The organism is Kitasatospora dryopteridis (assembly GCF_050749075.1).
In the GTDB taxonomy this organism is placed as follows: Bacteria; Actinomycetota; Actinomycetes; order Streptomycetales; family Streptomycetaceae; genus Kitasatospora.
This window is the reverse complement of sequence record NZ_CP192749.1, coordinates 6096343-6110301: the sequence shown is the minus strand read 5'-3', so window position 1 is coordinate 6110301 and position 13959 is coordinate 6096343. Positions and strand designations below refer to the sequence as shown.

11 protein-coding genes are annotated in these 13959 nt (G+C 74.2%); 3 read left to right on the top strand and 8 right to left on the bottom strand.

What is annotated here, in order from left to right:
- Positions 1-4: 4 nt before the first annotated feature.
- The 6 genes from ACQ614_RS27500 to ACQ614_RS27475 all read right to left on the bottom strand — a co-directional run bounded on the left by ACQ614_RS27500 (position 5) and on the right by ACQ614_RS27475 (position 7704).
- Positions 5-4156 (bottom strand): molybdopterin-dependent oxidoreductase, encoded by a 4152-nt coding sequence (locus ACQ614_RS27500; RefSeq protein WP_431681422.1) that lies wholly within the window; start codon positions 4154-4156, stop codon positions 5-7.
- Between the two features lie 195 nt (positions 4157-4351).
- On the bottom strand, positions 4352-4681 hold the full coding sequence (locus ACQ614_RS27495) for a putative quinol monooxygenase (RefSeq protein WP_431681421.1): 330 nt from the start codon (positions 4679-4681) through the stop codon (positions 4352-4354).
- Positions 4682-4805: 124 nt separating this feature from the next.
- On the bottom strand, positions 4806-6407 hold the full coding sequence (locus tag ACQ614_RS27490; RefSeq protein WP_431681419.1) for an MFS transporter: 1602 nt from the start codon (positions 6405-6407) through the stop codon (positions 4806-4808).
- A gap of 30 nt (positions 6408-6437) precedes the next feature.
- Positions 6438-6737, bottom strand: coding sequence for an SHOCT domain-containing protein (locus ACQ614_RS27485; RefSeq protein ID WP_431681418.1), 300 nt, complete (start codon positions 6735-6737; stop codon positions 6438-6440).
- Positions 6738-6779: 42 nt separating this feature from the next.
- Complete coding sequence (locus ACQ614_RS27480; RefSeq protein WP_431684042.1) at positions 6780-7205, bottom strand: DUF6325 family protein; 426 nt, start codon at positions 7203-7205, stop codon at positions 6780-6782.
- Between the two features lie 55 nt (positions 7206-7260).
- Positions 7261-7704, bottom strand: a complete 444-nt coding sequence (locus ACQ614_RS27475) for a DUF7144 family membrane protein (protein WP_431681417.1) — start codon at positions 7702-7704, stop codon at positions 7261-7263.
- Positions 7705-7926: 222 nt separating this feature from the next.
- Here ACQ614_RS27475 and ACQ614_RS27470 point away from each other — a divergent pair, with 222 nt between their 5' ends.
- Together ACQ614_RS27470 and ACQ614_RS27465 are read left to right on the top strand one after the other, a co-directional pair.
- On the top strand, positions 7927-10623 hold the full coding sequence (locus tag ACQ614_RS27470) for a LuxR C-terminal-related transcriptional regulator (RefSeq protein WP_431681416.1): 2697 nt from the start codon (positions 7927-7929) through the stop codon (positions 10621-10623).
- Between the two features lie 106 nt (positions 10624-10729).
- Positions 10730-10930, top strand: coding sequence for a hypothetical protein (locus ACQ614_RS27465; RefSeq protein ID WP_363499125.1), 201 nt, complete (start codon positions 10730-10732; stop codon positions 10928-10930).
- 77 nt (positions 10931-11007) lie between these two features.
- Here the strand turns inward: ACQ614_RS27465 and ACQ614_RS27460 are convergent, their stop codons facing one another.
- Positions 11008-11373 carry an SHOCT domain-containing protein gene (locus ACQ614_RS27460; RefSeq protein WP_431684041.1) on the bottom strand — a complete coding sequence of 122 codons (366 nt, stop codon included), beginning with the start codon at positions 11371-11373 and terminating at the stop codon, positions 11008-11010.
- A gap of 240 nt (positions 11374-11613) precedes the next feature.
- On the opposite strand from ACQ614_RS27460, the gene ACQ614_RS27455 reads away from it, so the two are divergent.
- On the top strand, positions 11614-12207 hold the full coding sequence (locus ACQ614_RS27455) for an HdeD family acid-resistance protein (RefSeq protein ID WP_431681415.1): 594 nt from the start codon (positions 11614-11616) through the stop codon (positions 12205-12207).
- Between the two features lie 56 nt (positions 12208-12263).
- Here the strand turns inward: ACQ614_RS27455 and ACQ614_RS27450 are convergent, their stop codons facing one another.
- Positions 12264-13955, bottom strand: coding sequence for a methyltransferase (locus ACQ614_RS27450; RefSeq protein WP_431681414.1), 1692 nt, complete (start codon positions 13953-13955; stop codon positions 12264-12266).
- Positions 13956-13959: the final 4 nt, after the last annotated feature.

Sequence of the window (13959 nt, the reverse complement as noted above, 5' to 3'; positions counted from 1 at the left end):
ACGGTCAGTAGACGTCGCGGACATAGCGCTTGTCCGCGACGAGCTGCTTGACGTAGGCGGCCGCGTCCTCCTCGCCGAGCCCGCCCTGGGCGGCGACGATCTCGTGGAGGGCGCGGTCGACGTCCTTGGCCATCCGGCCGGCGTCGCCGCAGACGTAGAAGTGGGCGCCCGCCTCCAGCCACTTCCACAGCCGGGGGCCGTGCTCGCGCATCCGGTCCTGCACGTAGACCTTGTTCCGCTGGTCGCGGGAGAAGGCCAGGTCCAGGCGGGAGAGGACGCCCTGCTCGCCGAGGGCGGCGAGCTCGTCCTCGTAGTAGAAGTCGGTGGCGCGGCGCTGCTCGCCGAAGAACAGCCAGTTGCCGCCGTGGTGGCCGCGGGCCCGGCGCTCCTCCAGGAAGCCCTTGAACGGGGCGACGCCGGTGCCGGGCCCGACCATGACGGCGGGCGTGGCCGGGTCGGGCGGCCGGAAGTGCGGCGAGCGCTGGACGAAGATCCGTACCGGGGTGTCGGGCGCCGCGTCCGCCAGGAAGGTCGACGCCACGCCCTTGCGGCGGCGGCCCTGCTGGTTGTCGAACCGCAGCACGGAAACCGTGAGCCGGACCCGGGTCGGGTCGGCGAGCGGGCTGGAGGATATCGAGTACAGCCGCGGCTGCAGCTTCTTCAGCACGTCCACCCACTCCTGGGCGGTGGCCTCCACCGGGTACTCGGTCACCAGGTCGACCGCCTGGCGGTCCCAACTCCACTTCGCCAGCTCGTCCTTGTTGTCCGGGCGGAGGAGCTTGCGGAGCAGCCGGCCGTCGGCCGTGCGGTCGGCGGCGAAGCGCAGCAGATCCGGCGTGATCCGGGTGATGTCGAGGTGCCGGTGCAGTGCCTCGGTGAGGGTGGTCCGTCCGTGGCCCGCGAGTTCGACCCCGGTGTCGGGGTGCTGGCCGGTCGCGGCGAGCCACTCCACCACCAGCTCGGGGCAGTTGACCGGCCAGACTCCGAGGGCGTCACCGGCCTCGTACTCCAGGGTGCCGCTGTCGCCGAGGTCGAAGGTGAACTGGCGGACCTCCTTGCCCGCGCCGGGCAGGCTGAGCAGCCGGTTGCCGACCAGGCGGGCGGTGAACGGTTCGGCCTTGGTCGGCCGCACCCCGGCCGCCGGTTCTGCGGCGGACGGCGCAGGGCCGGCGGGCTCAGGGAGCGGCTCGGCGAGCCTGCCGAGCACCTGCTCCAGCCAGTCGGCGGCGGGCTGCTCGAAGTCCGGCTCGCAGTCGACCCGCGGCAGCAGCCGGACGGCGCCGAGCTCGGCCAGCCGCTCGTCGAGGCGCCGGCCGTGGCCGCAGAAGTCGCCGTAGCTGGAGTCGCCGAAGGCGAGCACCGAGTAGCGCACGCCGTCGAGGCGGGGGGCGCCGTCGCCCTCCAGCTGCTGCCAGAAGTCGGCGCCGTTGTCCGGGGCGTCGCCGTCGCCGAAGGTGCTGCTGACGACCAGCAGGTCGGTGCCCTCGGCGAGGGTGCCGGGGGTGCAGTCGGCCATGCTCAGCAGGGTCGGGGTGCGGCCGGCCTCGGTGAGCCGGGCGGCGGCGGTGGCGGCGAAGTCCTCGGCGTTGCCGGTCTGCGAGGCGTACAGGACGACCAGGTGCCGGGCCGGTGCGGCCGGGGCCGCGGCGGGTGCCGGGGCCTGTGCGGGCAGCGCGGAGCGGGAGAACATGCCGGCCAGGACGCCGTCCACCCAGAGGGCGTGCGCCGGGTCGAAGGGGGCGTTGGCCGGGAGCACGGGCACCGTGCCGGCCGGGACGGTGGCGCCGAGCCCGGCCAGGTACCCGGCGAGGTAGCGGCGTTCGTGGTCGGCGAGGGCGGGCGGGGCGGCCACGTCGGTGAGCGAGAACAGCTGGGTGAGCGCCGCGACCGGTGACCCGGCGGCCACCGCACCCACCGCGGCCAGTGCGGGCTCGGGCGCCGGCAGCACGGCCGGGGCGGGCTCGGGCACGGCGGCGACACGGGTCAGCGAGACCGCGCAGGCCTTGAACTCGGGCTGGAAGGACACCGGGTCGACGGCGTCGTTGGTCACGGCGTTGATGCTGAGGTACTCCCCGAACATGTCGTTCCAGTGGAAGGGCGCGAAGCAGGTGCCGGGGCGGACCCGGTCGGTGACCACGGCCGGCAGCACCGCCCGGCCGCGGCGGGAGGCGACCTCCAGCCGGTCCCCGGCGGCCACGCCGAGGGCTGCGGCGTCCTGCGGGTGGACCTCGACGAACGGGCCGGGGTTGAGCCTGTTGAGCTTGGCGACCTTGCCGGTCTTGGTGAGGGTGTGCCACTGGTGCTGCACACGGCCGGTGTTCAGCACGAAGGGGTAGTCGTCGTCCGGCAGTTCGGCCGGCGGCAGGTGCGGGCGGGCGTAGAACTGCGCACGGCCCGAGGGCGTCGGGAAGGCGAGCCGCGGCCGGGTGCCGTCCTCGCGCACCAGCAGGTCCTGGCTGACGCCGTCGTTGGCGTACCGGACGGGGTTGCGGTCCCCGCCGCCGGGCGGGCACGGCCACTGCACCGGTCCCTCGCGCAGCCGCTCGTAGGAGACGCCGCGCAGGTCCCAGCCGGTCTTCGGGTTCCAGGCCTGCTTGAGCTCCTCGAAGACCTCCTCCGCACTGGCGTAGGTGAACGCCTCGGCGTAGCCCATCGCGCAGGCCACGTCGGCGATCAGCCGCCAGTCGGGCACGGCCTGGCCGGGGGCGTCGACCGCGCCGCGCACCAGGGTGAGGTTCCGTTCGGAGTTGACCATCACCCCGTCGGACTCGGCCCAGAGCGTCGCCGGGAGCACCACGTCCGCATAGGCGTTGGTCTCGGTCTCGGCGAACACGTCCTGGGCGACGACGAGTTCGGCGGCCTCCAGGCCCTCGATCACGGTCCGCCGGTTGGCGACCGAGGCGACCGGGTTGGTGCAGATGATCCAGCAGGCCTTGATCTCGCCCTCGGCCATCCGCTCGAACATCTCCACGGTGCCGGCGCCGGCCTCGGCCCGGAGCGTGCCCCGCCCGACGCCCCACAGGTCCTCCATGAAGGCCCGTTCGGCCTCGACCAGGGTGGAGCGCTGGCCCGGCAGCCCGGGGCCCATGTAGCCCATCTCCCGGCCGCCCATCGCATTGGGCTGGCCGGTGAGCGAGAACGGGCCGCTGCCGGGGCGGCAGATCGCGCCGGTCGCCAGGTGCAGGTTGACCAGGGCGTTGGTGTTCCAGGTGCCGTGGGTGGACTGGTTGAGCCCCATCGTCCAGCAGCTCGTCCACTCGCCGGCGGTGCCGATCCACTCGGCGGCGGTCCGCAGGTCCTGCTCGGCGATCCCGGTGAGCTCGGCGACCGCGGCGGGCGGGTAGTCGGCGAGGAACTCCGGCAGCTGCTCCCAGCCCTCGGTGTGCTCGGCGATGAACTGCTCGTCGGTGTGCCCGCCGGCGACGAGCAGGTGCAGCAGGCCGTTCAGCAGGGCCAGGTCGGTGCCCGGCTTCACCTGCAGGAAGAGGTCGGCCTTCTCGGCGGTCGCGGAGCGGCGCGGGTCCACCACGATCAGCTTGGCGCCGGCCTTGACGCGGTCCATCATCCGCAGGAAGAGGATCGGGTGGCAGTCGGCCATGTTGGAGCCGATCACCAGGAAGACGTCCGCGCGGTCGAAGTCCTCGTACGATCCCGGCGGCCCGTCGGCGCCCAGCGACAGCTTGTAGCCGGAGCCCGCACTGGCCATGCACAGCCGGGAGTTGGACTCGATCCGGGAGGTCCGGACGAAGCCCTTGGCGAGCTTGTTCGCCAGGTACTGGGCCTCCAGGGACATCTGCCCGGAGACGTAGAGGGCCAGTGCGTCCGGCCCGTGCTCGTCGACGATCGCGCGCAGCCGCGCGCCGGTGGCGGCGACGGCCGCGTCGACGTCCAGCGGCACGGGCTCCTCGCCGCGGGAGGAGCGGACGAGCGCGGTGCCCAGGCGGCCGGGCGCGGCCATCATGTCGGCATGGGTGGCGCCCTTGGTGCACAGCCGGCCGCCGTTGGCGGGGTGGGCCTGGTCGCCGGAGGCCTTGAGGATCCTCCGGCGGCCGTCGGCCTCCCTGGCCACATCCAGCACGATGCCGCAGCCGACACCGCAGTACGAGCAGGCCGTCCTCACCCGGCTGGTCCCGGTCTGCAGCTTCGGCCCCGTCACGGCTGCCCCTCTCGTGGCCTGCCGGCCCGCGGCCCCGCCGGCGACTGACGGGGCCGGCCTGGCCGGCCGGGTGGGTCGCTCCCACCGGTGTCCAACGTAGGAAGGGCCTGTTGCGCGGATGTGACGCCGGACGGTCTCCGGCCGTTACGCCTGCCGCACGAATGACCGCCCCGCCTGTGAGGGGTGCCGCAGCCGTCAGCCCTCGGCCGGGGACAGCTCCGCCATCTCGTTCCAGCCGTCCACCGGGGCGTCGACGTAGATGATCTGCGGCTTGGCCGCGATGGCCTTGGGCAGTTCGGCCATGGCCGCCTTGAAGTGGTCGGAGTTCACGTGGACGGCGCCCGCGTCGGCCGACTCGAAGGCCTCCAGCAGCACGTAGACGGCCGGGTCGTCGAGGCTGCGGGACCACTCGAAGAACACGTTGCCGGGCTCCGTGCGGGTGGCCCGGGTGAACTCCTCGACCAGGGACGGCCAGCTGTCGGCGTACTCGGGCCTGGCGGTGAACTTCACGGTGATGAGGATCATGCGTGCTCCTTCGGGTCTGGACGGAGACAGGGGTCGACAGACAGCCTGCCCGGGCCCCGCCCGTCCGCCCAAACGGGCACGCGCTGCCTTCCGGCTCTGCCGGAATCTTCGATACAGCCTGACGTCAGTCCTCGTCCTCGTCCGATTCCTGCTTGCCGCGGACGTGGGCCGGGAGGGCGCCGGTGCACAGCAGTCCGACGACGGCGATCCCGCCCGCGGCGAGGACGGCGACCTTGAGCCCGGCGATCTGGGCGTCCTCGTAGTCCTCCACGATCGCGTCGGCCTCGGCGGGCGGGACGGAGGTCTCGGAGAGTGCAGTGGCGACGTCGTCTGCCGGAACGAAGGTGAGGCCGGCCTCGATCCGGATGCCGGCCTGCTGCTTCACCGCTTCGGAGATCCGCGGGTCGGCTCCGATGGCGGAGCTGAGGGAGGCGGCCAGGGCACCGATGAGGATGGCGCCGATCAGCGCGGTGCCGAGCGAGGAGCCGAGGTTCTGGGAGGTGTACTGCAGACCGCCGGCCTCGCTGCGGTCCTCCTCTCCGACGGACGACTGCACCACGTTGCCCAGCTGGGAGGCGAGCATGCCCATGCCGAGACCCATGACCGCCATCGCCCACGCGAACGAGGCCTCGTTGAGTGCCGGCTCGATCGTGGCGAGCAGCCACACGATCGAGGCGAGCAGGACGAGGAAGCCGATCCGCACGATGGTGCGCGGGGAGGCGATGCGCAGCAGCACCGAGCCGCCCATCGAGGCGATCAGCATGGTGATCGACACCGGCAGGAGCTTGAGCCCGGTCTCGAAGGCGTCCTTGCCCAGCACGACCTGGAGGTAGAGCGGGATGACGAAGAACAGGCCGAGCAGGATGGTGTTCTGGTTGAAGAGTGTGACCAGGCCGGAGCGCAGCCCGGAGATCCGGAACAGGCCGAGGCGGACGAGTGTGGGCCGACCCTTGGCCTCCCGGGTGTGCTCCCACCGGGCGAACAGGTAGAGCAGGACGCCGCCGAGCGTGATGACGAACAGCGTCGGCGAGAACCCGAAGATGGTGAAGGGGGCGTTGCGCGGCGCCAGCCAGCCCCAGCTGCTGCTCTGCAGGACGGCGAGCACGACCAGCGCCAGTCCGGCCGCGGAGAGCACCACGGCCACCAGGTCGAGGCGGGGCCGTTCGGCGGGCGCTTCCTCGCGCGGGATCCAGCCGATGAGGCAGAGCATCGCCGCGACCAGGACGACCTCGCCGGCGAAGACCAGCCGCCAGGTGAGGTAGGTGGTGACCCAGCCGCCGAGCAGCGGCCCGACGGCGATGCCGGCGCCGGCGAGACCGCCGATCACGCCGTAGGCGACGGCGCGGTCGCGGCCCCGGTACGCGCCGGCGACCAGGGCCGCGAGCGCCGGAAGGACGAGGGCGGCGCCGAGGCCCTCGATGACGGACCAGCCGAGGGCGAGCACCCACAGTTCGGGGGCGATCGCGGTCAGGCCGGAGCCGACGGCGTAGACGACCAGGCCGACGATGAACGTGCGGCGGCGGCCGTACATGTCGCCGAGCTTGCCGCCGGTGAGCATGAAGGCCGCCATGACCAGGGTGTACAGGGTGATGACCCCCTGGATGGCGGTGACCTCGGTGTCGAAGTCCTCGACGAGTTGACTGATCGACACGTTCATCACGGATGCGTCCAGCACCATCAGGAACTGGCCCGTGCCGAGGACGATCAGTGGCTTCCACCGGTTCACCGCGCCTCCAGGGGGCCGGGGCCCCGTTCGTCAGCCGTTGAGGATGCGTTCCTTCTGCACCTGGAACTCGGCTTCGCTGAGAACGCCCTGCTCCTTGAGCGTGGCGAGCTCCTTGAGCTGGTCGATCTTGCTGTCCATGCTGACCGGCGCGGCGGCCGGCGGCGGGGGCGGCGGGGGCTCCTGGTAGTACTGCTGCTGTTGCGGCGGCGGGGCCTGCTGGGCCTCCTGCTCGGCCCAGCGGCCGGCCTGCCGCCGGGACACGCGGTTGGACACCGCGGTCGCCGTGCCCGCCACCACGGCGGTGCGGGCGACTCCTCGGATCAGTCCCATGGTTCTCTCCTTCGGTCGGAACGGCTGCCGGCGACGGGCCGGTCACTCCTCGCCGGACTCGAGTTCGTCCAGCGCGGCGAGGAGGGCCGGCAGCGGGATGCGGCCGCTGGCCACCAGCTGGGCGCCGCCGCGGCGCAGGGCGGCGGCGAAGGGCGCGGCCCAGAGGTTCTCGTAGACGATCAGGCCGGCCGAGTTGCCGGGTTCGAGGGCGGCCGCGGCCTCCTCGAGGTCGTCCGAGCCGAGCAGGCCGGAGGCCGCACCCTCGAAGACCGCCAGGTCGAGTTCGCCGTCGCCGGTCATGTCGGCGATCTCCAGCCCGACGACGCTGCCGTCGAGCTCCTTCTTCATGAACATCAGGTCGATGATCCGGATGATGCCCCGGTCGACCAGGTCGACGAGCAGCGGGAGGCCCTCGCCGGTCATCTTGCTGCCGGGGAACTCGATCACCACGTAGTCGATCGGGCCCATCTCGTTGAGTTGGTCGGTCACTGCGGCTCCTCGGATGCGGTGCGGGAGTGGGTGCTCATGCGGCCGGCGGGCCTTCCTCGGCGCGTCCGCCGTAGGCGATCAGCGCGTAGAGGCCGATCACGTCGAGGGCGATCACCAGGACGGACCAGACCGGGTAGGACGGGATGAAGGCCATCTGGGCGAAGGCGTTGAGGACGAGCACCGCCACGCCGAACCAGCGGGCGAGCTGGTTGCGGGCGAGGACGCCGGCCGCGGCAAAGCCCTGGGCGACCGCCAGGCCGAGCATCGCCCAGCCCCAGGCGCGCAGGTCGCCGAAGACGAACCGGGCATCGCCGACGAACACCTTCGACTGCGCGATGGCCGCGATGCCGTCCAGGCCGTTGAACAGGGCCAGGACGCCCAGCATGACGGCGGCGAACAACCGCATGGACTCGCCCTGCTCCGCCGCGCGGGGCGGCGTCGGCCGGAAGCTTCCTGCGGGATAGGGTGCGGTCGCCATCGAGACCTCCGTACGGAAAGGGGCATCCGGGCCCGGCGTACTCCCCCTCGACGTACTCCCCCCTCGATCAGGGTGCGGGCAGTCGCCCGGGTTCGCACCACCCGGCGCGGGTGACCGGGTGGTGGTCACCCTCCGTGAATTGCGGCGGCCCGGGGGTGTACCGAAGATTGAAACCGGGACGACGTGTGCACCGGGCGCGCGCCCGATCCCCCGGTGGGCGCCATGCCAGACAGTTCAGCCGAGCGGCGGCCGGGTACGGGCGCCGCTGCGGATCCGGTCACCCGTTCGCTCCCCGGCGGCGACCCGGTGCTGGCCGCCCGCTTCGCCGTCCCGCCGGTACCGGCGACCTTCGTCCGCCGGGCCCGGCTCGCCGAACGCCTGTCGGCGGGCCTGCACCACCCGCTGGTGCTGGTGAACGGCCCCGCCGGGGCGGGGAAGACCCTGCTCGTCGCCGACTGGGCGGCCGCCGCGCCGCTCCCCGGGCCGGTCGTCTGGCTGACCCTGGAGCGCGGCGACGACGCCCCCGGCGTGTTCTGGGCGTACCTGCTGGAGGCGCTGCGGCACCGGGGCGTGCCGCTGCCCGACGACGTCGCCGACCCGGCCCGGGCCGCCGAGGTCGACCGGGCGCTGCCGGCCCGGCTGGCGGCGCACCTGGCCGGGCGGGACACCCCGGTGGTGCTGGTCCTCGACGAGTTCGAGCACGTCACCTCGCCCGCCGTCGCCGCCGGGCTGGACGGGCTGCTGCGGCACGCCGCGGGCGGCCTCCGCCTGGTGCTGATCAGCCGGGACGAGCCGCTGCTGCCGCTGCACCGCTACCGGGCCGCCGGGGACATCGCCGAACTCCGCGGCACCGACCTCGCGTTCACCGTCGACGAGACCGGCGTCCTGCTCTCCCGGCACGGCCTGTCGCTGTCCGCGCCGGGTGTGCGGGCGCTGGCCCGGCGGACGGAGGGCTGGGCGGCCGGGCTGCGGCTGTGCGCCCTGGCGACGGAGAGCGCCGACGACCCGGAGGCGTACCTCGGCGCCTTCGAGGCGGGACACAGCACGGTGGCGGACTTCCTGCTGGCGGAGGTCCTGGAGGCGCAGCCGCCGGAGACCCAGGACCTGCTGCTGCGCACCAGCATCCTGGAGCGGACGCACACCGGGCTGGCGGACGCCCTGACCGGCCGCCGGGACGCCGCCCGCATCCTGGAGGAGCTGCGGCACGCCAACGCCTTCGTCACCCCGCTCGGCCACGACTGGTACCGGCAGCACACCCTGTTCGCGGAGATCCTCCGGGTGCACCTGCGCGCCCGGCACCCCGGGCTGGAGCAGGAGCTGCACCTGCGGGCCGCCCACTGGCTGCACCGCGGCGGGCGGCTCGCCGCCGCCCTGGAGCACGCGGCCGCCGCCGGGGAGTGGGAGCTCGCCGCGTCCTGGCTGGTCGACGACCTCGCCCTCGGGCACCTGCTGGCCGGCCTGGACGCCGCCCGGCTGAACGGGCTGTTCGCCGCCATGCCGGAGGAGGCCGGCGGCCCGGCGGTGGAACTCGTCCGGGCCGCGCGGGCGCTCGCCCGGTGGGACGCCGACCGCGGGCTGGCACACCTGGACCGGGCCGACGGGCCGGCACCGGCCGCGGCCGGCAGTGCGGCGGCCCGGCTGGGCGGCGCGTTCCTGCGCGTCCTCGCGGCGCGGCTGCTCGGGTCGGCGGACATGGCGGAGAACGCCGCCGAGACCGCCGCCGACCTGGAGCGGGCGGTGCCGGAGGAACGGCTGCGGGCGCACCCGGAACTGTCGGCCCTGCTGCTCGCCGAACTCGGCTCCGCCCAGCTGTGGGAGGGGCGGTTCGACGCCGCCCGGGCCAGCCTGGCGGCCGCGGCCGAAGTCCCCGGCGGCACCGCCCGGGCCGCGGCCCGGCACGAGTCCCTCGGCCGGCTGGCCCTGATCGACCTGCTGCTCGGCTCCCCCGGCCGCGCCGAGGCGCACGCCCGGGAGGCGGTCGCGGAGGCCGAACGCTGCGGGCTGCCGCCGTCCGCGCACAGCGGGGTCGGACACCTGGTGCTGGCGGAGGTCGCCTTCGACCGCGACGACCTGGCGGCCGCCCGGGCCGGTCTGGAACGGGCCGCGGCCGGTGCGGGCGCCCGGCACGACCCGCTGGTGGTGGTCGGCCTCTCGGTGCTCCGCGCCCGGCTGCTGCTGGCCGGCGGGGACACCCGCGCGGCCCTGGCGGTGCTGGCCGCGGCCGAGCACCCGGCACCGGCCGACAAGCCCTCCCCCTGGGCGCAGCAGCGGATCGCGCTGGGCCAGTGCGCGGCCCACCTGGCGGGCGGCGATCCGCAGGCGGCCGTCCGGATACTCTCCGCGGCCGGCGGCGAGAGCCCCGAGCAGGCCGTCGCCGCGGCGCAGGCGCACCTCGCCGCGGGTGACGCCCGGGCCGCCGTCACCACCCTGGACGCGGTGCCCGCGGGGCAGCTGCGGCCGCCCGCCGTCGCGGTGCGCGCGCTGCTGGTGCGGGCCGGGGCCGCCTCGGCCGGCGGGGACCCGGCCGCCGCCCACCGGCTGCTCGCACAGGCGCTCGCCGCAGCCCGCCCGGACCGGCTGCGGCGGCCGTTCCGTGAGGCCGGCCCCTGGGTGCGCCGGCTGCTGCGGGAGCGGCCGGCCCTCGCCCGGCCCCACGGCTGGCTACCGCGCGACCTCCTGGCCGGCCTGCCCCGCCCGGACGACCCGGCGGCGGCGCCCCCGGTGGTGGAGCGCCTGAGCGAGCGCGAGCACGACGTGCTGGTAAGGGTCGCCCAGATGATGTCCACCGACGAGATCGCCGCCGACCTGCACCTGTCGGTGAACACCGTGAAGACGCACCTGAAGAGCATCAACCGCAAGCTGTGCGCCACCCGCCGCGGCGAGGCGGTCCGCCGGGCCCGGCAGCTGCACCTGCTGTGAGCCCGGCGGGGCTCTCACCTCGCCCGGGTGATGACCTCGGCCGCCGCAGCGGGGAGCGTGGTGGGCGGGGGGCCGAAGGCCACGGGGTTTCGAGGGAAGCGTGCCCATGCACTACGAGATCCGCGTTGCAGGGACGATGTCGGAGACCATGCTCTCCGAGGGGTTCCCCGAGCTCGACAGCTACGTCGTCCCGAGCCAGACCGTGCTGTTCGGCCAGGTCGTCGACGAGGCGCACCTGTACGGGCTGCTCGCGCGCTTCCGGGCGCTCGGCCTGCGCGTCGTGGAGTTCCGGCAGCTGCCGGACTGAGCGCCCTCCGGCCCGCACGGGTGCGCCGGACCGCCGACTGCAGCGGTCCGGCGCACCTGCCGTGCCCGGCCTTCGGGTCAGGCCAGGACCTTGGCCTTGGCCTGTTCGTACTCCTGGTCGGAGATGGCGCCGCTCTTCTTGAGCTCGGCGAGCTTGGCCAGCTCGTCGACGTGGCTGGAGGGACCGGGCCCGGAGCCGGCCGCGGCCTGCTGGACGTAGGAGCGGAAGTCCTGCTCGGCCTGCGCCCGCATCTGGAACTCGCGTTGGCCCATCCCCTTGCCGCGGGCGATCAGGTAGACGAACACGCCGAGGAACGGGATCAGGATGAGGAAGATGCACCAGCCTGCCTTGCCCCACCCGTTGACCGAGTCGTCCCGGAAGAGGTCCCCGAAGATCCGGAAGAGCAGGAAGAACCACAGGATCCACAGGAACAGCCACAACATGGTCCAGAAGATGTTGAGCAGCGGGTAGTCCACCGTTCGCCTCCTGTCTAGGCGGCCTGCCCCGGGCGGGGAGGCGGGTGGGCGGCCGTGCTCCGCACGGATCGCCCTGGCGTCAACCGTCCTCGGCAGCGGGCGCGCCCGCACCACCCGGTGCGGGTGATCTCCGCGGGCGGCCGGCGCGCGAGACTGATCGCCCGGGCGCCTCCCGGGCGCCGGCTCCGCACATCGAGGGAGCACCCCATGACCGCACCGTCCCGCCCCGCCGCGGACCCGCAGGATCTGCTGACCGGTCTGGGCCGGTCCTGGCTGTGGCCGCTGAGCTTCGGCATCCTGACCGTCCTCGCGGGCATCGTCATGCTCGCCTGGCCGGAGGAGACCACCCGGGTGGTGGCGATCATCATCGGCCTGCAGCTGCTGGTGGCCGGCGTGATCCGGTTCGTCACCGCCTTCACCCACGACGCCAGCAGCGGCAGCCGCGTCCTGTACGTGCTGATCGCGCTGCTGTCCGTACTGGCCGGCGTCCTGGTGCTGCGGCACCAGCTGCAGACGGTCGGCTTCCTGGCGATCGTCGTCGGCCTGTACTGGCTGCTGGCCGGGATCGTCACCCTGTTCGTCGCGATCTCCAACAAGAACGCACCGGGCCGCGGACTGTCGGTCTTCCTCGGTGCGATCGGCGTCATCGCCGGCATCGTGGTGCTCGCCTACCCGGTCGAGTCGGCCGTCGCACTGGCCCGGCTGCTCGGCCTGTGGCTGCTGCTGCTCGGCCTGATCGAGATCGGCGGCGCGTTCGTGCTGCGGGCCGCCCTGAAGAGGGCGGACGTACCCATGGGATGACCGGCCCGGCCGGGCGGCGGTGCCGTCCGGCCGGGCCGTTCTCGGCCGAGGCGTGCTCAGGAGGTGCGGCGGGCCGACAGCAGGGCGCCGTCCAGGGGGAGTTCGGCGACGCCGGTCAGGTCGAAGCCGGCCTCGGCGAGCAGCCGGCCGTAGTGCTCGGCCGTCCGCTCGCGGCCGCCCACGTTGCACAGCATGTGGACGTCCCACGGCACGGCGAGCGAGGGCGAGGGGTCGCCGTCCGCGGGCAGCAGCCGTTCCACCACGAGGAGTTCGGCGTGCTCGGGGACGGCCGCGGCGAGCCGCTGCAGGATGCCGAGGCACTGCCGGTCGTCCCAGTCGTGCAGCACCCGGGAGAGCAGGTAGACGTCGCCGCCACCGGGCACCTCGTCGGTGAAGTCGCCCGTCACCAGCCGGCAGCGGTCGATGCACCCGGCCTTCGTCAGGGCCGCGCGGGCGGCCTCCACGACGTGCGGGCGCTCCAGCAGGACGCCCTCCAGGTGCGGGTGGGCCTGCAGCACGCGGCCGAGCAGGGCGCCGTTGCCGCCGGCGACGTCCACCACCACGCGGGCGGTGGTGAAGTCGACCAGTTCTGCGATCGGGTCGAACATCTGGGTGCTGGCCGCCATCGACCGGTCGAACAGGTCGGCCAGCTCCGGGTCCTGCGCGAAGTGCGCGAAGTGGTGGGCGCCGAAGGTGTGCTCGAAGGCGTCCCGGCCGGTTCGGACCGCGTGCCCGAGGGCGCCGAAGGACTCGTAGAACGGGCCGCCGTAGAGCAGGGCGAGCGGGTGCAGCGACTGGTCGGCGCCGGTGCGCAGCAGTCGGCCGAGCTCGGTGGGCCGGTGGCTGCCTGCGCCGTCGGGGGCGAACACACCGAGGGCGGTGAGGTAGCGCAGCAGGCGGCGGAGGCTGTCGGGGTGGGCGCCGGTGAGTTCGGCGAGCCGCTCGGGGCCGGGCCGCGGCGCGGTGTCCAGGTGGTCGGCGAGCCGGAGGTCGGCGGCCACGGCGATGGCCTGGGTGGCCCAGGCGCCGGTCATCAGCTGGAGCAGCCGCTCGGCGGGGCGGTCGCCGGAGCGGCCGTGCTCGGCGAGCACGCCCGGGTGGTGGCCCCTGGCGTTGAGTTCCAGTCGCTGGTACCGGCCGCCGTCACCGGCGCGGAAGTAGAGGACGGTGACGTCCTCGTGGGCGTTGTGGCCCCCGCCGTCGGCCGTGGTGCCGCCACGGCCGAGCAGGGTGGCGCGCAGCCCCGCGAGGACGACCGGGCCGGGCGTGGTGACCTCGAGGGCGAGGTGCGCCTCGTGGTCGTGGGCGCGCTCGCCCGCGGCGACGGTGTCGAGGCCGGAGCCGGGCGGGACGGCGAGCGCGAAGATCTCGATCTCGCACGGGCTGCCGTCGGCGGCGGTCACCGGGGCGCGCAGGATGCCGACCTCCAGGGCGTCGGCGCTGCGCCCGTACCGGCGGGCCAGCCGGTCGCGGACGACGACGCTGGGGGTGACCGGCCCGACGGCCAGCCCTTCCTCGTGCAGCAGGTCGCGCAGCCCGGCCAGGGAGGGCGGGAAGACCAGGACGGCGGCGTGGGTGAAGCGGCTGTGCGCCGCGACGGCGTCCCGTTCGGCGGCGGGGAGGCCGGGCAGTAAGTCGGCGAGGACGGAGGCGGTGTCACTGGCCGCGACGAAGGCGGCGGCCCGGCGGATGCGGTCGAGGTCGTGCGGATCGAGGCGCGGCGGGGCCGCGCAGGGGTCGGTGCCCATGCTG

Excerpts from the sequence above, each read along its gene's own strand:
- ACQ614_RS27495 (WP_431681421.1), bottom strand. The coding sequence starts at position 4,681 with ATGATCCTCATCACCGTGAAGTTCACCGCCAGGCCCGAGTACGCCGAC.
- ACQ614_RS27485 (WP_431681418.1), bottom strand. The coding sequence starts at position 6,737 with ATGGGACTGATCCGAGGAGTCGCCCGCACCGCCGTGGTGGCGGGCACG.
- ACQ614_RS27480 (WP_431684042.1), bottom strand. The coding sequence starts at position 7,205 with ATGGGCCCGATCGACTACGTGGTGATCGAGTTCCCCGGCAGCAAGATG.
- ACQ614_RS27475 (WP_431681417.1), bottom strand. The coding sequence starts at position 7,704 with ATGGCGACCGCACCCTATCCCGCAGGAAGCTTCCGGCCGACGCCGCCC.
- ACQ614_RS27470 (WP_431681416.1), top strand. The coding sequence starts at position 7,927 with ATGCCAGACAGTTCAGCCGAGCGGCGGCCGGGTACGGGCGCCGCTGCG.
- ACQ614_RS27465 (WP_363499125.1), top strand. The coding sequence starts at position 10,730 with ATGCACTACGAGATCCGCGTTGCAGGGACGATGTCGGAGACCATGCTC.
- ACQ614_RS27460 (WP_431684041.1), bottom strand. The coding sequence starts at position 11,373 with ATGTTGTGGCTGTTCCTGTGGATCCTGTGGTTCTTCCTGCTCTTCCGG.
- ACQ614_RS27455 (WP_431681415.1), top strand. The coding sequence starts at position 11,614 with ATGACCGCACCGTCCCGCCCCGCCGCGGACCCGCAGGATCTGCTGACC.
- ACQ614_RS27450 (WP_431681414.1), bottom strand. The coding sequence starts at position 13,955 with ATGGGCACCGACCCCTGCGCGGCCCCGCCGCGCCTCGATCCGCACGAC.